This window comes from Thermomicrobiales bacterium, from assembly GCA_037045155.1.
In the GTDB taxonomy this organism is placed as follows: domain Bacteria; phylum Chloroflexota; class Chloroflexia; order Thermomicrobiales; family CFX8; genus JAMLIA01.
On record JBAOIG010000002.1, the window covers coordinates 514,194 to 538,442 of the forward strand.

Genomic DNA, 24,249 nt, shown 5'->3' on the forward strand with positions numbered 1-24,249 from the left:
TGTGTCGCTAATAGTGGATGCTCACCGTCGACCCCTCGCCGAGGAACCTCCAGAACCAGCCAGCGTCCGCGTTCAGTAGCCCGATGCAGCCATTGCTGGTGAAACCGCCAAATTCGGACGACGGGGTCCAGTAGTTGCCATGCAGGGCAAAGCCACCGGTCTTGAAGTACTGCGTGTACATCACGTGATCGAGGTAGTAGTACTCCGGACTTCCCTTGGGAATGCCGACAGTCGCCGAGTCCATCGTCTCGTCCCTGACCCGATAGAACACCTGGAACGTGCCGATCGGCGTGCGGTCGTCCCGGCCGGCGGTGATGATCGCGCTGTAGACCGGCCGATCGCCGTCGTAGGCAATCGCGTAGAAGCTCGATAGATTTACGTCCACCCAGTGGCCATCGAATGTTTCGGGTGGGGGTGGCGCGATGAATGGCGTGACGAAATCTGCTGAAACGTAGCGGCCGTCGCCGATCCGAAACCAATGCCCGCCTTCGTCCTGGTTGGTCACCATCTCATAGACGGTGACGGTGTGCCGTGCAAATGTCGTGGTCAGGATCGGCGCGTCGGTCGATGGTTCCGAGCGGATGTTCAGCTCGGTTGCCTGAACGACTCCCATCCATGCGCCGTCGAGCGTGTGGATTGCGTCGTGCCAGGCCGGGTCGCCGTCGAGGATCTCGCCGCTATCTTCCTGCGTTTCGGGCGACGCGGTTGGTTCGGCTGTTGGCATCGGCGGGGCCGGCGTCGCCGTTGCCGCGGGCGTTGAGGCAGGTGGCTCGGGCGTCTGCGGCAACGGCGCGACCGCTAGCGTCGTCGCCGGCGGCTCTGCGCGTGGTGGTGTCACCGTCGGACTCGGGGCGGGGCCAGCGAGCGTGTTGTCGACCGCCATCGTCGTGCATCCGGTGAGTATCAGTGTCGCGCCCAGGAACAGGATCAGTGGCCAGCGCGCCAGGAGGCGATGATCGTCTGGCACGGCAGAGTGGCCGGCCGTTCCGGTGAATTCGGTCATGAAGAGCGAGTCCCGTCAGTTCAGGCGTAGAAACGCGCGGCGGGCGGCGGCTAGTCGATCATCGTCGCCGGGTTCGGCCGCGGTTGTCGTCAGACAGTCTGCGAGATTCTCGGCCAGCAACGTCAGGCCGACGGCGTTGAGCGCGGCGCGCATCGCGGCGAGCTGGGTCAGAATGTCATCCAGCGACGCCCGTTCGTCGAGCAAGCGCTGAAGGCCGCGGGCCTGACCTTCCAATCGGCGGAGACGATTGCGCAGCGCCCCGGCTGCCCGGTCGCTGAGCCACTCGGTCTGCCCGGACGGCTCATCCATTGTGGCTGGCCTGGCTAGCCACGAGGGTGGCAGCTCTGGTTGCGCGGTCGTCGCGAGGACCGCGCCGTGTCGTTCGATCACTCCCTCGGCGGTGCCACGCTCGAGAGGCAGGAACCGGATTCCGGCGGCCTGGGCGATCGCGTGCGATACAGCGCAGAAGCCATCCGGCACGGCAGCGACGATATCTACGTCGTGGCCGAGCAGTAGCTCAACGGCAGCAAGCCGCTTGCCCGCTCGTAGCGCGGTGGCCGGATTCGCGATTCGGTCGGCTGATTGGGCGTTGGTGTCATAGATGACAAGCTCGGCTGCGTCATCGAGGCCGGCGAGCTCACGTGCGGAGACGGCGGCGGCAATCTTCATCGAACCCCCTTCAGATACCCACCGGGGTATCTTAGGCGATCCGGCTGACAAACGCAAAGGCGGGGCGCTCGTTCGCCCCGCCTCTCGTGCTGTTGTTGGCCGGTCGATCAGGCGAGCGCGGTCTCTCCTGCGCTCGATGGGGCCGGCCGAGTGCGGCCTGGATCGCGTCCGGGGCGGACCGCCGGCGTCGACCGCAGCAGGCGCATGCCGTTTGCGATGACGACCAGCACCGAGACCTGGTGGATAAACATCCCGCCGGCCATGTGGATCTCGCCGAACAGGACGCCGGCCAGCAGCGCGCCGACGGTGAGCAGGGCGACTGCGACGTTCTGTCGGATGTTGCGAACCGTGGCCCGCGAGAGTGCGATCGCCTCTGGCAGCTTACTCAGATCGTCGCCGACCAGCGCGATGTCGGCCGTCTCGATCGCGACATCGGCGCCGGCCGAGCCCATCGCCACTCCGACATCCGCGGCGACCAGCGCCGGGGCGTCGTTGATGCCATCGCCGGCCATCGCAACGACATACCCTTCCTTCTGAAGCCTGCGGATCAGCGTCAGCTTGTCGTCCGGCATCAGGTCGGCGTGGATCTCGTCGATGCCAACCTGCCGGCCGACAGCGAGCGCCGTCTGCCGGTCGTCGCCAGTCAGCATCAGGACGCGCTCGACGCCGTTGGCGCGTAACTCGGCGATTGTTCGGGCCGCCTCGGGACGGACGGCGTCGGCGATGCCGAGAATACCGATGACACGATCGTCGAGCGCAACCGCGACGGCGGTGCGGCCGGCCTGGCGTAGTTGCGCGAGCTCCTCGACGACGCGCTTCCCGACCGGGATTCCGAGACCGCCCATAAGATCGGTATTGCCGACAGTGACCAGATGCCCAGCGTGCGCTGCCGCGACGCCCTGCCCGGGGTAGACGGTGAAGGAGTCAGCATCGAGCGCCGGGATGTCTGACGCGGCCGCCATGACAGGCCGGGCCAGCGGGTGCTCCGATCCGGATTCGGCAATCGCGGCCCAGCGCAGGATCTCCTCCTGGTCGGCAGTCCAGCCCTCACCGGTTGTTGTGGGGTGGGCGTCGGCGTGGTCGGCGAGCGGCTGGAGAGCGATGACCTCGGTCAGCGACGGGCGGCCTTCGGTCAGCGTGCCGGTCTTGTCGAACGCGACGGCGTTGATCCGGCCGGCCTGCTCAAGGTGCTCGCCGCCTTTGATCAGAATGCCGCGGCGAGCTGCTCGCCCGATGCCGGCCATGACTGACACCGGCGTCGAGATGACCAGTGCGCCAGGGCAGCCGATCACCAGCAGTGTCAGCGCCAGCTCGATGTTGCGGCTGACGATCCAGGCCACGACACTCAGTCCGATGATCGCTGGGGTGTACCAGCGGGCGAAGCGTTCGATGAAGCGCTGAGCTGGGGCCTTTGCCTCCTGCGCCTCCTCGACACGGTCGATGATGCGACCGAGCATCGTGTCGGATCCGATGCCCGTCGCCCGGACGCGCAGCAGCCCGTTGAGCGCGATCGTTCCAGCGAAGACGCCCGATTCGGCCGACTTGTCCTCCGGCATCGGCTCGCCAGTGATCGCGCTCTCATCGACGGCTGCCGAGCCATCGATCACCCGGCCATCGACTGGTATTCGCCCGCCCGGCTTGACGACGACGATGTCGCCCAGCCGAATATCATGGATCCGCTCCTCGATGACGACGCCATCACGCTCGACCAGCGCCGATTCGGGGGCCAGCTCGACCAGTTCCCGCAGCGCCGCTCGCGTCTTGCTGATCGTGCGCGCCTCAAGGTATGCGCCGAGCATGAACAGGAAGGTGACGGCGGCCGCCTCCCAGACCTCGCCAATGAGCAGTGCGCCGACCGCGGCGATCGTGACCAGAAGCTCGATACTGACCTGCCGCAAGCGCAGCGCGTTGAGCGCCCGGCCGGCGATGTCGCTGCCGGCCACGAACGCCGCAGCAATCATCAGCCATGCCCAGGCTGTCTGAGCATCGAGCATGTACTTCACGCCGAGCCCGACCGCGATCAGCAGCCCGCTGGCCGCGGTCAGCCACTGGCGGCGGATCAGCGGATTCGCGAGCTGCTCGCGTATCGAATTGTTGTCTGTGGTCTGCATGTCGTTCCTGTCATCAACCTTCTGGGGGGCTTGGCGAGCGCACTGCCGGTCAGACTGGCGAGACGCGCGCCTTGTAACCGACTGCCGCAACCGCCTTGATTAGCTCTTCGCCGCTGGTCCGAGTCGGGTCGTGCAAGACCTCGATCTTCCCGGTCGCGAACTTCACCTTTGCGCTTTCGACACCCGGTCGGGCAGTGAGCGCCTTCTCGATCTTCGACACGCACGATGGGCAGCTCAGATTGTCGCTCCGCAGGATCGTTCTGGTTGTCATCTGTCTCCTCCTTGGTGAAAGACCGTTCCATCCTCTATCCCCACTGTAGGGAGATCGAGGAGGCAGATGAATGATCTAGGTCAATTAGCGGGGGGATGGGGGATGAGGGACGGGAGATGGGGGACGGGGCTCTTCTGGCTTACGCCATTTCAGCGATTTCGGTGAGGCGGGGAAGGTCGATGACGACGATCCATTGCCGGCCGCTCTCGATGACGCCGTCACGGCGGAGCTGGCTCATCACCCGGCTGGCTGTCTCGGTCGTCGTGCCGGTCATCGCGGCAATGTCCTGCCGCGAAATGCGAGTCTGGATCAGCGTGCCGCGTTCGTCGGGGACGCCGAGCTTCCCAGCGAGCTTGACCAGCGCCGCGGCAACGCGAGCCTCAGCCGGAGTCGTGCTGATCTGCGAGATCGTTGTGTGCGCTTCCTGCAGGCGCTTCGCGACGATGCCGAGCACCCGCAATGCGACGTCCGGTGAGCGGTCGAGGATGGCCTGGAAGTCGTGGGCGCCGATGCCGAGCACGCAGGAGAAGGTCTGCGCCTCAGCGGTGTCGGGGTAGGTGACATCGCCGAGGGCAGCGAGCGTGCCGAACATCTCGCCGGTCGCCAGGATATCGAGCAGCGTGTCCTCGCCGCTGGCGCTATGGCGCAACAGCTTCACGCGTCCGTGGGCAACGACATAGAGGCGCTCTGTCCTGTCGCCGCTCATGTAGATCGTCGCCCCAGCCTCCACGTCGTAGGAGCGGAACTGGCGGTTGATCTCCTCCAGGCGTTCGTGAGACAGATCATGAAAGAACGGCAGGCCGCGGAGCACCTCCAGCCGGTGATCCACCGTGCAGCTGGCCGGGCTGATGCTCTCGACAATCTGCGGAACGGACCGGCGGTTGGCCATCGCTTGTGCCCCTTCACTCACTCCGCTTGACAGCGCATCACGATGATACTACACTCACTTTACTAAATGGCGTTTACTATTCTCGACAGCCTGAAAGGAGTCGAAATGACCATGACGCAGCAGCGCTCGTCGCCCGCCTTACCATCGCTCGCGTGGGCGGGAGTTCTCCTGGCCTGGATGACCGGCGCGATCTACCTCCTCATCGGCGCTGGTATCGCGCCGGATGACCTCGCGTCCCCACCGCGAGGGGTGATGCTGGTCGCCGCCCTCGCTTACTTCGCCGGCGGATGGCTGATCCGCCGGCTCAACCGGCGGCTCGTGCTGGCTGGCGCGATCGCCAACGCACTGGTCATGGTCATCTACATGATCTCACTGATCGCCGGCCGGTCGGATCTGGAGGCCTACGCGGCAGTGAGCAAGCTCACGCAGGTCGGGCTTGAGGTCGTCCTGATCGCGCTCCTCGTCCATCTTCCGCGAACTGCGGCTGATATCGTCTCGACGCCAGTGACAAAGCAGGCAGGATAGAGGCACGTCGATGAATGATCGATCTCCGAGGTCGTCGAGCTGGCTCGGTCGTTGGGCGGCGTTCGTCGTCCGGCGGCACTGGCTCGTCCTGGCGAGCAGCGCGCTCGTCCTCGTCGCCCTGGTCGGTGTCTACCGCGCCGGCCACGGCGACTTCGTCAACAGCTTCAACATTCCGGGAGCGGAGTCGCAGCGGGCAATCGACCTTCTCCAGGAGCGTTTCCCCGGCAAGTCGGGCGACAGCGCGACGATCGTCGTCCGCGCCGACGCAGGCCTGAACGACCCCGCTATCCGGGCGACAGTCGAGGGGCTGGCGCGTGACGCGGCTGCCGTCCCCGGTGTCGTTGGGGTAGTGTCTCCGTACGACACGAAGCCGCCGGCCATCTCGGCCGATGGGCGGATCGGCGCGATCGTCGTCCAGTTCGCCCAGCAGGCGGACAGGGTGCCATCGTCGAGCGTTGACGCGTTGATGGGGTTGCGCGATGGCGCCATCCAGCCGGGCGTGCAGGTTGAGCTGGGCGGCCAGGTTATTACCGTCTCCGAGAAGCAGCCGCCGGGTTCATCGGAAATGATCGGCGTCGCGGCAGCGATCGTCATCCTCCTGCTGGCGTTTGGCTCGCTTGTTGCGATGGGTCTGCCACTCATCACGGCATTCTCCGGTCTGATGGCAAGCGTGCTGATTATCGGCATTCTGGGGCTATGGCTCGATTTCAACACCGAGACGCGCGCGTTCACCGCGATGATCGGTATCGGTGTCGGGATCGACTACGCGCTGTTTATCGTCACCCGTTATCGGGAGGGATTGCACCGCGGCGAGAGCGTCGAGACGGCGATTGTCACCGCGATCGACACCGCCGGCCGCGCGATCATCTTCGCCGGCTCGATCGTCGTGGTCGCCCTGCTGGGCCTGGCGACGATGGGCATCCCCTTCGTTGCGGCGCTCGGCATCGCCGCGGCGATTGTCGTGTCTCTGGCGGTCATCGTGGCGATCACGATCCTGCCGGCGTTGCTAGCGGCGCTGGGCCACAACATCGACCGCTGGAGCATCCCATGGTTCCATGCGAGCGGATCGACTGATGAGAAGGGGATTTGGTACGAGCTGGCCGAGTTCTCGCAGCGCCGGCCCTGGCTGGTGATCGTCACCGGTCTGACGCTCCTTCTCGTGCTCGCGGTTCCGGCGTTGGATATGCACATCGGCTCGGCCGACGCAGGCAACGGGCCAACCGCGCTGACCAGCCGGCGGGCCTACGATCTGCTGACAGAGGGGTTCGGCCCCGGCTTCAACGGTCCGCTCGCGGTTGTCGTCGACACACGTGGCGCGACCGACCCGTCTGCCGTCGACCAGTTGGTGACCGATTTGCGCGAGCAGCCGGGCGTCGCCCGTGTCGCTCCGCCGGTGTTCAATCCGGCTGGTGACACCGGCATCATCACCATCATCCCGACGACGTCGCCACAGTCCTCCGAGACACAGGATCTCGTCCATCGGTTGCGGAAAGATGTCGTCCCGCCGGCCCTGGCGGGCAGTGGTGTCGAGGCGTCGATCGGCGGCCCGACGGCGGCATTTATCGATATCGGCGACCGGATCTCCAGCCGCCTGCCGATCTTCTTCCTCGTCGTCATCGGCGTCAGCATGCTGCTGCTGGCGATCGTGTTCCGATCGCTACTGGTTCCCCTGCAGGCGGCGGTGATGAATGTGTTGTCGATCGCGGCAGCCTATGGCGTCCTGGTCGCGGTCTTCCAGTGGGGCTGGCTTTCCCATCTGTTCGGGATCGACCGGACCGGGCCGATCGAGTCGTTCCTGCCGATGATGCTCTTCGCCGTGCTGTTCGGCCTCTCGACCGACTACGAGGTCTTCCTGATGAGCAGAATCCATGAAGCCTGGCTGGAGGGGCGAGGCAGCCGGGCGTCGGTCAGCCACGGCAGCGCAACGACATCGCGAGTGATCAGCGCGGCGGCGGGCATCATGGTCGTCGTCTTCCTCTCGTTCACCCTCAGCGACTCGCGAATCGTTAAGGAATTCGGTCTTGGGCTGGCCGTGGCGGTCTTCGTCGATGCGACGATCATCCGGATGCTGCTGGTCCCAGCAATCACCGGGCTGCTTGGCCGGGCCAACTGGTACATGCCGGCCTGGATTGACCGACGTCTGCCACGTCTGTCGCTGGAGATGCCCCAGCCTGTGCCTTCTGAACAGACGGCAACTCCGGTCGAGACAGACTGACGTGTTTCCACCTGCGCGGTATCCTGCCTGGCAGGAGTGGAGGGAGGAGTCTCTGGCGGCGCGAACAACCGGCGCTCGGCAGGCACAGGCCGCGCGCCGACGCGAGCAACTGCTGGATGTCGCCTTCACACTCTTCGCTGAGCGAGGCTATCGCGCCACGTCGGTGCGTGACATCACGCGGGCTGCGGGTGTTACCGAAGCGGTCCTCTACCACTATTTCGGCAACAAGGCTGATCTGCTGGCTGCCGTGCTGGAGGTGTACGCGCCGTTCGCTGGGTATCGGCGCATTCTCGACGCGGCCGACTCGACGCCGGTCGAGGCGGTCCTCCTGCAACTGGGCGGCGAGTTCTTGCGACTGCTGCGCGAGCGACGCGTGTTTGTCCTCACGCTTCTGAGCGAGGCGGCGTCCGACCCGGAGATCAGCGTCATGCTCGGTCGCCTGCTCGATGACGTGGTCGGCGCGGTTGGCTCATTCATCGACACCCGTCACACCCGTGATGAGGCCGGCAAGGACATCGATGGACGAGCCGTCGGAAAAGCGCTGCAGGGCGGATTGCTGATCCACTTTCTCAGCCACCAGCCAGGCCAGGATCCCGAGGTAGACGCGATTGTCGTCGATCGGATCGTCACCGCGCTTCTGCCGGGCATCACCCCGCGTCGATAGAACGGCCCGGCAGCGGGGGATGGCCGGCAGCCCATCGGCGACCCCGAATCGTAGCCTCCGTGACGTGTCCTCCCGGCGCGAGATTCCACAGACCCAATATGTCTTGACACGATGGCTACATGTGGCCTACCGTACCTGCACGCATTCACCGAAGATGCGTGCGCGTAGCGATGTCGCTGCCGACGCACGGACCCCCGATCGCTTCCTGGCACCTGCTGACATTGTGGTCTCGTACTTGCGATCGACCCCGTAATGTCGTCCACGATGAAGTGACCGATCCAGAGCAGACGCCTGCTGATGCGCATACGCTACGGTCAGGCTGCGTTACCCGTGGTTGTCGTGGCGACGCCGAAACGGCGCGCATGGGGACTGCTGAAGGAGGTGATATTGGCGTCGCGCTGCTGTTTCCCCGATTGCGACGCTTGATGACACGCAAGTGGGTCATTGATGCTGTGAAGTGACGGAGGGCAACCATATGGATCCGCTCGAACGACACATTCAGTTCCTGCTATCGCTACGGGGCCGCTCGCCCCAGGCGGACGCGTACTCGCGACGGGAACTGTTCCGGCTTAGCGCTCGCTACGCAATCGGCGGTAGTGCACTGGCGATGATTCTGGCAGCGTGTGGCAACTCGCAGACGACGCCGACCGCGACGAGCGGCAGCGCCGGGTCGGGGACCTCGTCACCGGGTGCAAGCTCGCCAGCAGCCGAGATCGAGTTGCCGATGATGAAACCCGAAGACGTGCCAGAGAAGCTCAAGGGAAGCGGCGAGGTCGTCGCGATCTCGTTCGGCGGTGCATATCAGGCAGCCCAGCGTAAGGCGTACTTCGAGCCGTTCACGGAGCTGTGCGGCATCACCGTCAAGGAAGCCGAAGGCCCGGACCTCGCCAAGATCAAGGCGATGGTTGACACCGGCAACGTTCAGTGGGATCTGCCCGAGGTCGGCCTTGACGGGATCATCGCGCTCGAGCGACAGGGCGATTACTGGGAGCCAATCAACTACGATCTCGTCGATGTCGATAACATCGACGAGGCATTCCGCCACAAGAACGCCATCGCGATGAACCCATACGGGCTGATCTATGCCTATCGCGCCGACGCATTCAGTGGCACGCCGAACGGATGGGCCGACTTCTGGGATGCTGAGAAGTTCCCCGGCCCCCGCGCGATGGAAGGTGGCTCCGGCGGCCTGTTGCCATTCCTCGAGGCGGCTGTCATGGCGGATGGCGTGGCCAAAGACAAGATCTATCCGATGGATATCGATCAGGCCTACGCGTCACTGGAGAAGATCAAGCCGCACGTCGTCAAATGGTGGGATGCCGGCGCGCAGCCAGTTCAGATGCTGGCCGACAAGGAGGCTGTCCTTGCTCAGGCCTGGAGTGGCCGGATCCTGACGCTGCAGAAGCAGAATCCGAACCTGCCGGTCGAGATCGCCTGGAATCAGGGGGAACTCGCCTTCGATGTCTGGGGCATTCCGAAGGGCGCGCCGAACCGGGAAAACGCCCAGAAGTTGGCAGCCTTCTCGACTCTCCCGATCTCACAGGCACGGCTCTCGATGCTCTACCCGAACGGCTTCGTCAATAACAAGTCGATCGATTACATCCCGAAAGAAATCGCCAGCACGTTGGCAACCGCGCCAGAACACAAGGAGCAGCTGTTCTTCCTGGACGACAACTGGTGGGCCGACAACCGCGAAGAGGTGCTCAAGCGCTGGAACACCTTCATCCTCGGCTAGCAGCGGACGGCGACGGGAGACGAGCATGGCAACGGAGGCAGCCACGCAGCCTGCGGGTGCGGCAACGCAGTCCGCCGGTCCAAGCGGGGCAACTGTGCGGATCCATCACCTCGACAAGCGTTTCGACGCTGTTGCGGCCGTGCAGGATGTCTCGTTCGACATCGAAGCCGGCGAGTTCATCACCATGCTCGGGCCGAGTGGGTCCGGCAAGACCACCACGTTGATGATGATCGCAGGGTTCGAGATCCCGACATCCGGCGAGATCTACATCGACTCGTCCCCCGTCGCGACCGTCCCGCCATTTCGACGCAATATCGGGATGGTCTTTCAGAATTACGCGCTGTTCCCGCATATGACCGTGGCGGAGAACATCGCGTTCCCGCTGAAAATGCGCAAGGTCGATAAGGCGACCATCCAGCGGCGAGTGCATGAGGTGCTGGAGATCGTCAAGCTACCCGGCTATGACCGGCGCTACCCACGCCAGCTTTCCGGTGGTCAGCAGCAGCGGATCGCCCTGGCGCGCGCGATCGTCTTCAACCCTCGCGTGCTGCTGATGGACGAGCCGCTTGGCGCGCTGGACAAAAAGCTGCGCGAGGAGCTCCAGCTGGAGATCCGTCGCCTCCACCAGGATCTGGGCATCACGTTCATCTATGTGACCCACGATCAGGAAGAGGCGCTGATCATGTCCGACCGCATCGTGGTGATGAATAACGGGCGTGTCGAACAGATCGGCGATCCGATTGACCTCTACGATCGCCCCCGCAACCGATTCGTAGCGTCGTTCATCGGCGAATCGAACTTCTTCGACGGCGTCGTTGTTGAAAGCGCCAACGGCGTTCAGACGATTCGTGTGGACGGGGCGACGCTCAAAGCGATCTCTCTGGATGGCCTACAGGCCGGCGATCCGGCGGTCGTCGCGATCCGGCCAGAGAAGCTCGCATTTCCCGGACAACCGAGTGCCGATGACGCAGCAGAGAACGTCCTCGATGTCACCGTTGTCGAGGCGACGTTCGTTGGCGACATGCGGCGCTACATTCTCGCGACCGACGCCGGCACGCAGATGGTTTTGCGCCAGCAGCAGCGGTTTGGTGTGCCGGCCCATGACCCCGGCGAGCGCGTCCGGATTGTTTGCCATGTCGAGGACACGCGCGTCGTCGCAGCCCAATAGGCGCGGACGAACGGAGGATCTCGTGGCGCAGCCATCAGCGACGATGACCGCCCCGGGCGACACGCAACCATCACGAATTGCCAACGCGCGAGCGCTGGCCCGTCAGCGCCGTGGCGTGCAACTGCGCTACCTCGCGCTGGTGCTGCCGATTGTGCTGTACCTCGCGTTCTTCTACGGGTACCCGGTGTTGGCAATGCTCTTTCGCAGTGTCAGCCAGCCAACCTGGACGCTCGACAACTTTGCGCAGATCTTCCAGGAGTCGATCTATGTTCGGGTGATCTGGATCACCGTCCAGATCTCGCTCGTCGTGACGATCGTGACACTGTTCCTGGCCTACCCGCTAGCGTATCTGCTGGCGTCGATCAGCAGCTCGCGGGCGAACCTGCTGATGATCCTCGTCCTGGTGCCATTCTGGTCGAGCATCCTCGTTCGGACGTATGCGTGGATGGTATTGCTCGGCCGATTCGGGATTATCAACAACTTCTTGATCTGGATCGGGGCGATCGACGAGCCGCTGCGTCTGTTGAACACTCGCCTTGCGGTCTACATCGCGATGGTCCAGATCCTGATGCCCTTCATGGTGCTGCCGCTCTACAGTGTCATGCGCGGCATCGACCGCAACCTGATGCGGGCGGCCGAGGGGCTCGGAGCGCGACCTGACCAGGTGTTCCGGCGGATCTTCTTCCCGCTCTCGCTGCCCGGGATCGCGGCTGGCTGCTTGCTGGTGTTCATCCTCTCGCTTGGCTTTTTCATCACGCCGGCGTTGGTCGGCGGGCCGCGCGACGTGATGATCTCCGTGCTGATCGAGCAGCAAGTCAACACGCTGCTTAACTGGCCGTTCGCATCGGCGCTCGCCGCGGTGCTGCTGATCGGCGCGTTAGGGATCTTCACGCTGTTCAACCGTATCCTCGGGGTCGAGAATATCTTCGGAGGGACCTCCTCATGACGAGCGCCCCTGCCCGCCCCGCTGATATGGCAACCGGAGCCCGCCGCCGACGACGGTCGGTGTCCGTCCCGCGCCTGATTCTGTATGTTTTCTGCGCGATGGTGCTCGTCTATCTCGTGTTCCCGGTCCTGGTGGTTATTCCGTTGTCGTTCTCCTCGGCGCAGTATCTGACCTTCCCGCCACCGGGATTCAGCCTGCAGTGGTATCGCAATTTCTTCACACGCTCGGACTGGGTGAGCGCTGCCATTCTCAGCTTCTGGGTGGCGTCTGTTGTGATGATTCTGGCCACGATCCTCGGGACCCTTGCGTCAATCGGGCTGGTGCGCGGCCGGTTTCCCGGCCGGGGTGTCGTCAACACATTCATCGTCTCGCCGCTGATTGTCCCGGCGATCATCGTCGCAATCGGGATCTACTTCTTCTATGCGCAGCTCGGGCTGGTTGGACGCCCGATCGCGCTCATTACGGCGCACACGGCGCTGGCCGTGCCGTTCGTCGTCGTGAACGTCACGGCCACGCTGTACGGCTTCGATGAGCGGCTGGAGTACGCGGCGATGAACCTCGGTGCGAACCGACTGCGCACGTTCTGGCATGTGACGTTGCCGATCATCCGCCCGGGGGTGTTGGCCGGCGCGTTGTTCGCCTTCATCACGTCGTGGGATGAGCTGATCGTTGCGATCTTCATCTCGGGAACCGGCGCGGTGACGCTGCCAAGGAAGATGTGGGACAGTATCCGGTTCCAGATCGACCCGACGATTGCCGCCGTCTCAACGCTGTTGATCATCATCACTGGCTCGCTGTTCTTTAGCGCCGAGATGCTGAGGCGACGCTCTGAGCGCATGCGCACCAGCGTAGTGGCCGAGGAGGCGGTGGAAGTCGCCTGACGCAATACAGGCGGGCACTCCTCTGGTGATTCAGGAGGGGAGCGAGCCGAACTGGCTCGCGGTTGGCTCCGCTCAACAGAACCACGATTCGGTCAGCCTTGGAGGCTGTCCCGGCGGACGAGTGCGTTTGCGCTCGACCGTTGGAGGCGCGACGCCGGCCATTGCCCAGGCAGCGGCCTTGATTCGCTCGAACGTCTCCTCCGGCTCGCACGACGCGGATTCCGCGCCCTCAACGATGGCTGCGACCTCGCGTTGGAGCGCGTCTACCCGGGGATCGTGATTCTTCCACGTCCAGGTGAACGCGGCCGCATCGAGCGCGCCGACCCACTCCGCGGCCTCGGGCTGATCGAGCAGCGCCGAGCCGGGTGGCACCAGCAGGCGGATCGAGAAGTGAACGGGGTCGACGTTGCTGGCGAGATCGTGCTCTTCGAAGAAGGTCAGGAGCTCGAGGTAGTCGTCGAGCGTTGTCCACGGAGTGAATGGCAGCAGGGACGGCCGCATCGTGATTCCGGCATCGTCGAGGACTGCCAGCGCCGCGATGATATCCGCTTTGGTGTGGCCCTTGTCGATTCTCTCCAGCACCAGCGGGCTGATCGACTCGACCGCGGTCAGAACGAAGACGCAGCCGAGCTCCTTAAACTCGGTGAATCGATCACGATTCTCGAGAATGTGCTCGATGCGCGTCGTCATGTCGAAAGTCACGTGCGGGAACTCCGCATGCAATGCACGGCAGACGCGCAGCGCGTGGGTCGGGCCGTTGAGGAAGTCGGGATCGCCGAAGGTGATGTGGCCGGCCCCCTGGCGCACCTGGCTGCGGATGTCCTCCAGCACGACGTCGCGGGGAATGGCAAAGAACCGCCCCCCGTAGATCGGCACGACCGGGCAGTGACGACAGGTATGGTGGCAGCCGCGAGTTGACTCAGTGTAGCCGGCCGGCACTGCCCGGCCATCGATCAGCAGGCGGGCGTACTTTTCCGGCGGTGGGAGCACGTCGCGGGCCGGCATTGCAAACGACGTCCGCTCGATCACCGGCGGGACGCGATGATCACGATCGCCGACTCCCGAAGGCAGCGTGTCATCGCCGCGCTCGATCGCGCGGACGAGATCGAGCAGCGGACGCTCCTGCTCGCCGCCGATGATGTAGTCGCCGTAGCCGTCGAGCAAGTAGTCGGCATTCATCCAGGCGTAGAGGCCGTAGAAGCAGATTGGCGCAGCCGGATTGATGGCGCGGACGCGCGCGGCCACCTGAACCCCGAGGCGAAGCGCAGTATGCATCGGCACCGAAATGGCGACGAAACAGGCGCGGGCGATCTCCGCGTCGTCGAGCGGCTCGACCGATGTGTCGCGGGCCAGCGGGTCATAGCCGGCTTCGCGAAGGGTCGCCAGCGGGAACGCCAGGTTGAGTGGCTGATGGCCGAGCTCGTAGCACGAGATCAGCAAGATCGCTCCGCGTGTGCGGAAAGAGGTGTGCTCACGAGTTTCGATGATTGCCTGGGACATCCCGTCCTCGTCGTCGTTCGCCGTTGCCGATTCCAGCGCCTCTGGCAAGAGTACGTCGGATGTGCTGGGAACGCCAGTGGACGAGGTTGCCGCCGGGCCAGATCCGGACAGGCTACGTGTGGCGGTCGATGGCGAGAGGCTGATCGGTTTCATCGTGCTCCGAACCCGATCGTTCCATCCCGCTTCGTCGTTGCGGCGAGCCGATCGGCGAGGCGAGTTGGCTCGGGCATGAACCGCCCGTCGCGGCAACAGGCGAGCGTGATCGCGATGGCAGTCTCGATGCTGACGCGATTGCCCGGAGAGACGAACAGCGGCGTGTGACCGGGACGAGTGCGGACGGCCGCGCCGACGGCTTCACCGTCGATGCATAGCGGACTACGGTCACCGAAGGTGTCGCCAGGCTCGGCATATTCACCGACGAGCCGGCTCTTGGCGCAGCCGATCGAGGGCAGCCCGAGAACGAGGCCGAGATGCGCCGCCGCGCCGAACCTGCGTGGGTGGGCGATCCCCTGCGCGTCGAACAGAATGACATCTGGCCTGTTCTCGACCTGTTCGAAGGCAGCGACGACGGCCGGCCCTTCGCGGAACGAGAGCAGCCCCGGCACATAGGGGAACGTGACGGGCTGAACCTGCGCTCGTGTCTCGATGACTTCCAGCGTCGGGAACGACAGGATGACCACGACAGCGTATGCGATCGCGGCACGACCACGCCCTGAGTATGCGTTGTCCACACCCGCGACGGTGCGGATATTGTCCAGTCGGAGGCCGTCGCGCAGATCGAGTGTCCCGCTCAGGTTGCGCTGGATTTCAGCCGCTTCCTTCGGTGTTACGTCCCAACTATGAAGCGGAGTGATCTTCATTGGTCGTTTCCTGCGCATACCGGTCGTAGTTCATTGCCGGCTGGCGGTATCCTTGACGGTTGAGGCGGGCGCTGGGTGTCGTCTGCTGAAACTCGATGATATTCAGAGGAACATGAGATCATGAAGCCGATTCGAACTTTCTCGATCGTCCCGGTGCTCCCGCCGGAGTTGCATCGACTGCGGGACATCGCAGTGAACCTGCGCTGGTCGTGGGATGGGCCAAGCCGAAACCTCTTCGCGCGGCTCGATCCGGATCTCTGGGAGAGCACACACCAAAATCCTGTTCGCCTGCTCGGCGCGATCGATCAGTCCCGTCTGGAAGAGGCTGCCGCCGACGAAGGCTTCCGCCTGCAGTTGGAGCGTGTCGCCGCCGACTTCGACGCCTACATGGGGGCGACAAGCACGTGGTATGCCCGGACTCACGGTCAGACCCTGCAGCCGTGCATCGCCTACTTCTCTCCGGAGTTCGGCGTCGCCAACTGTCTGAACATCTTCGCGGGTGGGCTTGGCCTGCTGGCCGGCGATCACCTGAAGTCGGCCAGCGATCTGGGCGTGCCGCTGGTGGGAATCAGCCTGTTGTACCAGCAGGGCTACTTCCGGCAGACACTGAATGATGCGGGATGGCAGCAGGAGTTCTCCGAGGAGAACGACTTCCACAACCTCCCGCTGACGCTTGTGCACGATTCGACCGGCGGGCCACTGACTGTCCGCGTCCCACACCCCGGACGCGAGGTCATCGCTCAGGTCTGGCTCGCCCGGGTGGGCCGTGTCCAGCTTTATCTGCTGGATACGAACATCCCCGAGAACCTCCCAGAGGATCGCGGCATCACCGATCAGCTCTATGGCGGCGACCTGGAGATGCGGATCCGCCAGGAGGTTGTCCTTGGGATCGGCGGCTGTCGCGCGCTCGTCGCCCTTGGCCTCGAGCCGACCGTGTATCACATGAACGAGGGCCATTCCGCGTTTCTTGCTCTGGAACGGGCGCGCGCGCTGATGTCCGCGCACGGGTTGACGTTTGAGGAGGCTCGCGAGGCTGCCTCGGCCGGCACGATCTTCACGACGCACACACCGGTGCCGGCCGGCCACGATGCCTTCCCCGCCGAGCTGATCGACCGATACCTGACAGAGTACGCGGCCGAATTCGGGCTGGAACGCGCCAACCTGTTGGCTCTGGGCCGCATCAACCCGACCGACGAGGGCGAGCTATTCGGGATGACGATCCTGGCGCTGAAGATGTCTGCCTACACCAACGGTGTCAGCGAGCTGCATGGCAAGGTGTCGCGCGATATGTGGCAGGCGCTCTGGCCGGGCGTGCCTGTCAACGAGGTTCCGATTGGCCATGTCACAAATGGCATCCATCTGGCGAGCTGGGTCTCGGAGGAGATGGCCAGCTACTACGATCGGTACATCGGGCCCCGCTGGCGAAGCGAGCCGACGGGCAAGGAGATCTGGGCTCAGGCCGGCCAGATCCCGCCCGAGGAGCTTTGGCGAATCCACGAACGTCATCGTGAAGAGATGGTGTTGAATATCCGCGAGACGCTACAAGCCCAGCTCGACCAGCATGGCGCGGCGCAGGTGGAGATCAAGCGGGCCGGCGAGGTCCTCGACCCCGAAATTCTGACGATCGGCTTTGCCCGGCGGTTCGCGACGTATAAGCGGGCGACGTTGCTGTTGCGCGATATTGACCGATTCATTGCGCTGATCAACAACGCTACCCGGCCGATCCAGATCATCTTCGCCGGCAAGGCACATCCCCGCGACGATGCCGGCAAAGAGCTGATCCGCCAGATCGTCGTGGCATCGCGCCGGGCAGAGCTACGCCATCGGGTCGTCTTCCTGGAGGATTACGATATTGCGATTGCCCGGCGGCTCGTGCAGGGCGTGGATGTCTGGCTGAATAATCCTCGCCGGCCGATGGAGGCCAGCGGAACGAGTGGCATGAAGGCCTCCGCCAATGCCAACCTCAATTTCAGCACCCTCGATGGCTGGTGGGATGAGGCCTGGCGCGAGCACTCGGGCACGGCCGACCCGGCAGGCTGGGCGATCGGACGTGGTGAGACCTACTCGAACTGGGACCTCCAGGACCAGGTCGAAGCAGAGGATATCTACGATGTCCTCGAACGGGATATTATCCCCACCTTCTATGACCGTGGGGCGGACAACCTCCCGCGCCGGTGGATTGCGCGAATGGCCGCGGCAATCGAGTGCCTCTGCCCGTTCGTCAGCGGGCTGCGTATGGTGCGTGACTACACCGAGCAGTTCTATCTGCCAGCGCTGGCCATGGCCGAAACAATGGCCGCGGATGACATGAACGGCGCGCGGGACCTGGCCATCTGGCGCGCGCGAGTGACGGACGGCTGGAAGGAGGTCCGAGTTGAGGCGGTCAATGGTGATGCCCGCTCGACGCTTGAGGTTGGCTCGGCGCTTCACACCCAGGCGCTCGTGCATCTCGGGGCGCTCAGGCCGGAGGATGTCACTGTCGAGCTCTACGCGGGCCGGGTCAATGCCGCGGGCGAGCTCGTTGATCCGACGTCGTCGCCGATGGTCGTCCAGTCATCTGCGGCGGCCGGCGGCTACATCTATCAGCTGTCGGCGCCGATGGCGCGATCCAGCGGAATCCACGGTTATACCGTCCGAGTTCTGCCACGTCACGACTGCCTGTGCTCACCATACGTGCCGGGGCTGATCACCTGGGCGGAGGCGCCTGACGGCGCGTGACATACTAATCGTCGTGCGAGCAGAGTAGCGCATTGTGACAGGGAGAATGGGAGACTGATGGCGCAAACGTCAAACCTCGGCTATCCGCGAATTGGCAGGCAGCGCGAACTCAAGCGCGCGATCGAGCGATACTGGGCAGGCAAGGCCGAAGAGGATGAGGTGCGCGAAGTCGCGGCCGGCATTCGCGCGGCCGCCTGGCAGGTCCAGCTCGATGCCGGGATCGACCACATCCCGTGCAACGACTTTACGTATTACGATCACATGCTCGATATGTCGTGTGTGCTCGGCCTTGTGCCGGAGCGCTTTGGCCATACGCCCGGCGAGCCGGTGTCACTGGCAACCTACTCGGCGATGGCTCGAGGTGGCGACGACGCCGCGGCGCTCGAGATGACGAAGTGGTTCGACACGAACTACCACTATCTCGTCCCCGAGTTCAACGGGCCGGCCCCGGTGCGCACCGGCAATGCTCCTGTCGATGCCTATCGTGAGGCCCGCGAGGCTGTCGGCGACCGGGCGACACCGGTCCTGGTCGGGCCGGTCACCTTTGTGCTGCTCGGCAAGTACCACCAACTCCCGATCGCCGAGCATGTCCGGCAGATCGTGCCGATCTATCAGCAACTGCTGGCAGATCTGGCCGCGGCGGGCGCTGAGTGGGTCCAGATCGACGAGCCGTGCCTGGTCCAGGATCGCGCTGCCGGGGAGTTGGCGCTCTTCGCTGAGGTCTACGGCGCGCTTGCCGCCTCGAGCGCGCGGCCGAAGATCATGCTGCAAACCTACTTCGGCTCGCTTGGCTCGAGCTGGGATGCGGTAATGGCGCTGCCGGTGGACGGCATCGGCCTTGATCTCGTCCGCACGCCGGGGAACCAGACCGATCTGCTGGGTAAGGGATTCCCGGCCGACAAAGTGCTGAACGCCGGGGTCGTCAATGGTCGCGGCGTCTGGCGGACGAATCTCGACGCGACGCTCGGCACGCTCGAGCGAATCGTCGACAAGCTGGGCCGGAAGGATGGGCTCGCGATCGGACCTTCCTGCTCGCTGCTCTTCCTGCCGCACGACGTGAGGCTGGAGACAAGTCACGACGCCGAAGTCCTCGCCGATCTGTCCTTTGCCGATCAGCGGCTCGAGGAGATCAGCACTCTGGCGAAGGGGCTCAACGAGGGGCGCGAGGCGATCCGCGCCGAGCTGGATGCCGACCGCGTCCGGATTGATGCCCGACAGCGATCTGATGCACACCACGCAGGAACGCAGGAGCGGCTCCGCGCGCTGACTGCAGCGGACGCTCAGCGGGCGACGCCATTCGCCGATCGTATCCGTGAGCAGCAGGGGCGACTGGGTCTGCCGGCCTACCCGACGACGACGATCGGCTCGTTTCCGCAGTCCGGCGAGGTGCGCTCGATGCGTGCCCGACTGCGGTCAGGGCGGATCACCGCCGAGGAGTACGATACCTGGGTCAAATCCCAGATGGACGATCTGATTCGCCGGCAGGAGGAGATCGGCCTTGATGTCCTGGTCCACGGCGAGTTCGAGCGAACTGACATGGTCGAATACTTCGCCGAACAGCTCGGCGGCTTCATCGCCACCGAGCATGGCTGGGTCCAGTCGTACGGCTCGCGCTGCGTCCGCCCGCCGATTATCGTCGGCGATGTCTACCGCCCACACCCGATGACGGTTGCAACGAGCACCTACGCTCAGTCGCGAACCAGCAGGCCAATGAAGGGCATGCTGACCGGACCGGTGACGATCCTCAACTGGTCGTTCGTGCGCGAAGATCTGTCGCGCGCCGAGGTGGCCAACCAGATCGCTCTGGCGCTGCGCGATGAGGTGTTGGATCTGGAGACGGCAGGCATCGGTATCGTCCAGATCGACGAGCCGGCGCTCCGCGAAGGCTTGCCACTGCGTCGCGCCGAATGGCAAGAGTATCTCGACTGGGCGGTCCACGCGTTCCGGCTGGCGTCCAGCGGCGTTCAGCCCGGCACTCAGATTCACACACACATGTGCTACTCGGAGTTCAACGACATCATCGATGCGATTGCGGCGATGGATGCCGATGTCATCTCGATCGAGAACTCGCGTTCGAACGAAGAGCTGCTGAAGGCATTCACCGACAACAAATACGAGCGTGAGATCGGCCCGGGCGTCTACGATGTCCACTCGCCGCAGATCCCCGAGACCGGCGAGATGGTCGAACGGCTGCGCAACGCAACACGCGTTCTGGGCGCCGAACATCTGTGGGTCAACCCGGACTGCGGACTGAAGACGCGTGGCAATGCGGAAGTCTGGCCGAGCCTGACCAATATGGTCGCAGCGGCGAAGGACCTTCGGAAAGCCGCAAGCTAGCGCCAACACGATGATGCGCTGACTCGTAGCGGCCCCGGCACGATATGCCGGGGCCGCTGTCGTGTAACGAAGGAGGCAGGACGATGACCGACGAAGAACGCCGCGACGCCGGCACACGGACGATCAGGCTGCTAGCGATCGCGCGTGGGCTGGAGGACGAGGGGCAGTACAACATCGCCCGTCTGTTCCGCGCGGCGGCTTTCGGAGAGGGAGCACGGGCGACGATTGTGCGACCTCGGCCGGCCAGCGGCCTCTACGAAGAGATGGACGCCGCGATCGCCGACCTCCGCGCGACCGGACGGAACGCGATTGCGGGCGCGATGGCACACGCACTGGAAACGGCGCGGGCCGGCGGCATCCCGACGCTGGAGGACACCCCGCTGACCTTCGTCTGCCGCTCGTGCGGAGAGATCATGCTCGGCGAGAAGCAGGCCGTCTGTCCTGTTTGCCGGGCGCGCCGGCTGACCTTTGAGCCGTCGCCCTCCGTCTGGTACGCCACGCCCCTCGCGCCATCGGAGATCCTGTCGGCGATGGAGGAGAACCTGGCTGATATTCAGACGATCACTGCGGGTGTCAGCGATGCCCGCGCCGACGATGGTGTCTGGCCGCTGCGTGCGATTCTCGAACATCTTCTGGGCGCGGAGCGCCTGTTGGTCGGCCGCGCCGCGCGGATGCTCGACGAGGATGAGCCGCAACTCGAGTCGATCGATCCAAACGACATCGGCGCAACCGACGAGTCGCTATCGCCGCCGGTGGCGGCGCTACTGGAGGATCTGGCCGAGGCACGGCTGGGAACGGTCGCGCAGTTTGCCGCGATTGTGCCCGAGGCGTGGAGTCGCGCGGGTATCCACCCCGAGTTCGGCCGCCTGACCGTCACGCAGCAACTCTCATACCTGGTGAGGCATGAGCAATGGCATCTCGCCGAGTTGGAGGAGCGTTGCCGAGAGGCGCGCGACGTGTAGCGCGGGCAGGCTCCTGGCCCGCCCGCGCGCATGCGTTCTAGCTGGACGATTCGCTGTGCTTCCTGTGGCCGGGGAAGTCATCGTTGGCATCCGGAGTGTCTGCGCCCGGCGCGTACTGGCCGAGGACTCCGGCGCTGCTCCCGGCAGTCGAGCCGGTGTTGCCCTCGTAGCCCGCGCCCGGCGTCATACCGGTGGCGGTGCCGAGGCTGGTTGCCACACCCGCGCCGGAGCCGGTGCTGCCGTCGAGGAATGGGTGATGGCCAGCCGTCGGGTGCTGGACTCCCGTATATTCGAATCCACTGAGGATGACGGTGTGTGCCAGCTCCGCCTTGTCGCCAGCGTCGATGCTGAGGAGGATGTGCCCCTTGGCGGTCTCCGGCTGAAGCCCGGGCGTCTCGGCGGGTGGTTCATGCCCACGGATACGCTCAATGAAGTCGCCAATGGCCTCGCGGGCTTGCTCGAAGAATCCCTCACGCGAGAGTTCTTCGGTCTGATCCTCGATCGCCTTGAGCGCGGCCTCATCGGCGCTTGCGAGCCGGATCTGGTCAGCAGTGAACCCGGCCGCTCGAAGCCCCTGGATCGTTCGCACAACGTCCTCGGGATTGGTGAAGTCCTGAACGATGATACCTGGCTTACTTGTCGATTCCCCAGCGCTCATGACTGGCCTCCATCGTAATCGCGCTCTGGCGCTCAGACCCGGAGATGCGTTCGGAATTATCTGTTGTAACTGAACGAAAGGCAATGCACCGCTGGACGAATCTGGCAAACAGATTGTGAACTTCTGACAGGTCGATCGAGCGGGCTGGTCATGGCGGCGGCTCCTCGATCGTGGTGACCTCGATCAGGATTCCCCAGAGGGGGCTGATGCGCAGGACTCCGGCGACGTTGACCGGCCGGCCGACCAGCTGATCGAGACGCGACTGGTCGACCCCGCTGATGCCGACTCGATGATGAAGCGCGTCCTCGACGGCGTAGTGCTGGAGTGGGGCGCCGGCCAGAAAGACGCGCAGCGTCCCCTGCACCGACACATGCCGGCCGTCGTATGCCTCCGGCCGCAGCCAGAGCTCGCGGATGGTCACATCCTCCGCTGGACGATCGAGCCCGAGGGCGATCAACGCGAGCGCGACGGCTACGACCACAAGAAAGCCGACGCCGACGATCGCGCGCCCCGGGTCGCCCGCCGACCGTGGTTGGGGAGCAATCATCGCGGGCTGCCGCCCCGCCACTCGGACCGAAGTTGCGCGTACAGCTTCATGTCGCGAAACACTCCCTTGACAAAGATCTGCTGCCGCATGAGGCCCTCGTACGACATGCCGAGCTTCTGCATGACGCGTTCGGAGGCCGCGTTTTCCGCCTCGCAGCGTGCCTCAACGCGGTTGAGCTCCAGATCGTGAAAGGCATAGCGCAGGATGGCCTGGCCCGCCTCGGTCGTCAGCCCCTGCCTCCAGAGCGGCCGGCCAAGCCAGTAGCCGACCTCGCCGCGAAGATGGGGCCAGACGACGGTAAGGCCGAACGCGCCGACGACCATGCCTGTCTCATGGAGCACCATCGCCCACGGGCCGCCGGTCCCCTCCTCGTAGCGGGTCAGCGCCCAGTCGAGAAATCGGCGCGTATCGTCGATCGATCGGTGCGGATCCCATGAGGTCAGCCGGGCAACTTCGGGGTCTCGGCAGTAGCGGTAGATATCGTCTTCGTCGGCCGGGTTGAATCTGCGGAGCAGCAGCCGTTCGGTCTCGAGCTCTGGCGTATCGAGTGTTTGCGATTCGCGCATGATCGCGCCTCCATCGTCTGCGGCCGGATTGTGCCACGGACCGGGCCGACACGAATTGTCACGATACGTATATGCCCCGGGCTTGGCGCGTCATGCGACTGTCACGCGCGGTGCGATATCGTGGAGGGCAGGTAGCGATCGGGCGAAAAGGGCGACGAGATGAACGATGCTGGAAACTGGAGCAACGACTGTAACGATCTGCTGGCGAAGCTTGCCGGGTCGTGGCACGGAACACGGACCGAGAGCATCCTCGTAGCGCGCTACCCCGATCATCACAATGTTCTCTGGTTTTCGGGGCTTCGCTCCCCGATCGACACAAGTGAAGAGGCGATCGATCAACTCGTCGCCGACGGATATCTCAGCTGGGACGAATCTCCCCGGCCGCTGCGCCGGCTCCGGCTGACCCCTGCCGGGATGGTTCACGCGCGCTCTGCCGGGAAAGCCTACTCGGCCGGCCGGGACTGAGCCGCTCGTCTCCTCGCGATCCGTTGCTGGATGGCCACGTTGGCGCGGGCTGCGCCGATATCCGCGAGGCGCCGCGCGCTGGGCAGCCAGCATCGAGGCTGCTCATCCATCAGCGCGAGGACGCCCACGACCTGATATCCCGTCCCAAGAAGCGGCATCCCCAGCCATGCGCTAATACCCCTGTCCACCATCGCCATCGGCGCCACATCGCGCGGCGAGTCTCGGGCGCCGTCGATGATCACCGGCTGGCCGGAGGCGACGACGAGCAGGCTGCGCGACCGCGCGAGGGGTGCTTCATGGAGTGTCCGCCACGGTTCGGGCAGGCCGACGCTGCTCGTGAAGACCATGCGATAAGCATCGACAATGATGATGGCGCAGATCGGCGCAATGCCCTCGCGTGTCATTCCCTGCACGATCTCGTCGAGCGCAGCTTCGCCAACCGTGCCGAGCAGGCCGGTGGACGCGACGACATCCAGCCGGGCTGGGTCGGCGATCGCTCTGTAATCGAGACTGAACGATTGAGGGTGGGAGGGACGATCGAGATCCATGCAATCAAGTC

At 64.6% G+C, this 24,249-nt stretch carries 22 protein-coding genes; 11 read left to right on the top strand and 11 right to left on the bottom strand.

Annotation, left to right across the window (positions count from 1 at the left end; translation table 11 throughout):
* Positions 1-7 precede the first annotated feature (7 nt).
* From V9F06_02575 to V9F06_02595, 5 genes are all read right to left on the bottom strand, one after another.
* Positions 8-1,003: a L,D-transpeptidase family protein gene (locus tag V9F06_02575; GenBank protein ID MEI2616512.1), complete on the bottom strand. Its 996-nt coding sequence runs from the start codon at positions 1,001-1,003 to the stop codon at positions 8-10.
* 15 nt (positions 1,004-1,018) lie between these two features.
* Positions 1,019-1,672: a metal-sensing transcriptional repressor gene (locus V9F06_02580; GenBank protein ID MEI2616513.1), complete on the bottom strand. Its 654-nt coding sequence runs from the start codon at positions 1,670-1,672 to the stop codon at positions 1,019-1,021.
* A 107-nt stretch (positions 1,673-1,779) separates the two neighbouring features.
* A complete protein-coding gene (locus V9F06_02585) occupies positions 1,780-3,783 on the bottom strand; it encodes a cation-translocating P-type ATPase (GenBank protein MEI2616514.1) in 2,004 nt (667 codons plus the stop codon).
* A gap of 49 nt (positions 3,784-3,832) precedes the next feature.
* Positions 3,833-4,054: a heavy metal-associated domain-containing protein gene (locus tag V9F06_02590; GenBank protein ID MEI2616515.1), complete on the bottom strand. Its 222-nt coding sequence runs from the start codon at positions 4,052-4,054 to the stop codon at positions 3,833-3,835.
* 139 nt (positions 4,055-4,193) lie between these two features.
* Positions 4,194-4,943, bottom strand: a complete 750-nt coding sequence (locus V9F06_02595; protein ID MEI2616516.1) for a Crp/Fnr family transcriptional regulator — start codon at positions 4,941-4,943, stop codon at positions 4,194-4,196.
* Between the two features lie 105 nt (positions 4,944-5,048).
* On the opposite strand from V9F06_02595, the gene V9F06_02600 reads away from it, so the two are divergent.
* The 7 genes from V9F06_02600 (at position 5,049) to V9F06_02630 (ending at position 13,077) form a co-directional block, all read left to right on the top strand.
* The gene (locus V9F06_02600; protein MEI2616517.1) at positions 5,049-5,468 is read left to right on the top strand and encodes a hypothetical protein; all 420 of its coding nucleotides are present in this window, start codon (positions 5,049-5,051) and stop codon (positions 5,466-5,468) included.
* A 10-nt stretch (positions 5,469-5,478) separates the two neighbouring features.
* Positions 5,479-7,683, top strand: coding sequence for an MMPL family transporter (locus V9F06_02605; GenBank protein MEI2616518.1), 2,205 nt, complete (start codon positions 5,479-5,481; stop codon positions 7,681-7,683).
* A gap of 1 nt (position 7,684) precedes the next feature.
* The gene (locus V9F06_02610) at positions 7,685-8,347 is read left to right on the top strand and encodes a TetR/AcrR family transcriptional regulator (protein MEI2616519.1); all 663 of its coding nucleotides are present in this window, start codon (positions 7,685-7,687) and stop codon (positions 8,345-8,347) included.
* A gap of 475 nt (positions 8,348-8,822) precedes the next feature.
* On the top strand, positions 8,823-10,082 hold the full coding sequence (locus tag V9F06_02615) for an ABC transporter substrate-binding protein (protein MEI2616520.1): 1,260 nt from the start codon (positions 8,823-8,825) through the stop codon (positions 10,080-10,082).
* Positions 10,083-10,107: 25 nt separating this feature from the next.
* Positions 10,108-11,250, top strand: a complete 1,143-nt coding sequence (locus V9F06_02620) for an ABC transporter ATP-binding protein (GenBank protein MEI2616521.1) — start codon at positions 10,108-10,110, stop codon at positions 11,248-11,250.
* Between the two features lie 22 nt (positions 11,251-11,272).
* The gene (locus V9F06_02625) at positions 11,273-12,196 is read left to right on the top strand and encodes an ABC transporter permease (protein ID MEI2616522.1); all 924 of its coding nucleotides are present in this window, start codon (positions 11,273-11,275) and stop codon (positions 12,194-12,196) included.
* 59 nt (positions 12,197-12,255) lie between these two features.
* A complete protein-coding gene (locus tag V9F06_02630) occupies positions 12,256-13,077 on the top strand; it encodes an ABC transporter permease (GenBank protein MEI2616523.1) in 822 nt (273 codons plus the stop codon).
* A gap of 72 nt (positions 13,078-13,149) precedes the next feature.
* Here V9F06_02630 and V9F06_02635 read toward each other — a convergent pair whose 3' ends face one another.
* Positions 13,150-14,577 (bottom strand): CUAEP/CCAEP-tail radical SAM protein, encoded by a 1,428-nt coding sequence (locus V9F06_02635; GenBank protein MEI2616524.1) that lies wholly within the window; start codon positions 14,575-14,577, stop codon positions 13,150-13,152.
* Between the two features lie 149 nt (positions 14,578-14,726).
* On the bottom strand, positions 14,727-15,437 hold the full coding sequence (nfi, locus tag V9F06_02640) for a deoxyribonuclease V (protein MEI2616525.1): 711 nt from the start codon (positions 15,435-15,437) through the stop codon (positions 14,727-14,729).
* A 120-nt stretch (positions 15,438-15,557) separates the two neighbouring features.
* Between nfi and glgP the strand changes: the two genes are divergently transcribed.
* The 3 genes from glgP (at position 15,558) to V9F06_02655 (ending at position 21,454) form a co-directional block, all read left to right on the top strand.
* Positions 15,558-18,155 carry an alpha-glucan family phosphorylase gene (glgP, locus tag V9F06_02645; GenBank protein MEI2616526.1) on the top strand — a complete coding sequence of 866 codons (2,598 nt, stop codon included), beginning with the start codon at positions 15,558-15,560 and terminating at the stop codon, positions 18,153-18,155.
* Between the two features lie 57 nt (positions 18,156-18,212).
* Positions 18,213-20,492: a 5-methyltetrahydropteroyltriglutamate--homocysteine S-methyltransferase gene (gene metE / locus V9F06_02650; GenBank protein MEI2616527.1), complete on the top strand. Its 2,280-nt coding sequence runs from the start codon at positions 18,213-18,215 to the stop codon at positions 20,490-20,492.
* A gap of 83 nt (positions 20,493-20,575) precedes the next feature.
* Complete coding sequence (locus tag V9F06_02655) at positions 20,576-21,454, top strand: DinB family protein (protein ID MEI2616528.1); 879 nt, start codon at positions 20,576-20,578, stop codon at positions 21,452-21,454.
* 37 nt (positions 21,455-21,491) lie between these two features.
* Here the strand turns inward: V9F06_02655 and V9F06_02660 are convergent, their stop codons facing one another.
* The 3 genes from V9F06_02660 to V9F06_02670 all read right to left on the bottom strand — a co-directional run bounded on the left by V9F06_02660 (position 21,492) and on the right by V9F06_02670 (position 23,225).
* Positions 21,492-22,112, bottom strand: coding sequence for a hypothetical protein (locus V9F06_02660; GenBank protein MEI2616529.1), 621 nt, complete (start codon positions 22,110-22,112; stop codon positions 21,492-21,494).
* A gap of 148 nt (positions 22,113-22,260) precedes the next feature.
* A complete protein-coding gene (locus V9F06_02665) occupies positions 22,261-22,659 on the bottom strand; it encodes a hypothetical protein (GenBank protein MEI2616530.1) in 399 nt (132 codons plus the stop codon).
* A complete protein-coding gene (locus V9F06_02670; protein MEI2616531.1) occupies positions 22,656-23,225 on the bottom strand; it encodes a GNAT family protein in 570 nt (189 codons plus the stop codon). Before V9F06_02670 ends, V9F06_02665 begins: the two co-directional genes overlap by 4 nt.
* Before the next feature lie 159 nt (positions 23,226-23,384).
* Here V9F06_02670 and V9F06_02675 point away from each other — a divergent pair, with 159 nt between their 5' ends.
* Positions 23,385-23,690, top strand: a complete 306-nt coding sequence (locus tag V9F06_02675; protein ID MEI2616532.1) for a hypothetical protein — start codon at positions 23,385-23,387, stop codon at positions 23,688-23,690.
* On the opposite strand, the gene V9F06_02680 is transcribed toward V9F06_02675, so the two are convergent.
* Entirely contained in the window at positions 23,669-24,238 is a 570-nt protein-coding gene (locus V9F06_02680) for a GAF domain-containing protein (protein MEI2616533.1), read from the bottom strand. The two genes, V9F06_02675 and V9F06_02680, sit on opposite strands and share 22 nt — an antisense overlap.
* Between the last annotated feature and the right edge of the window lie 11 nt (positions 24,239-24,249).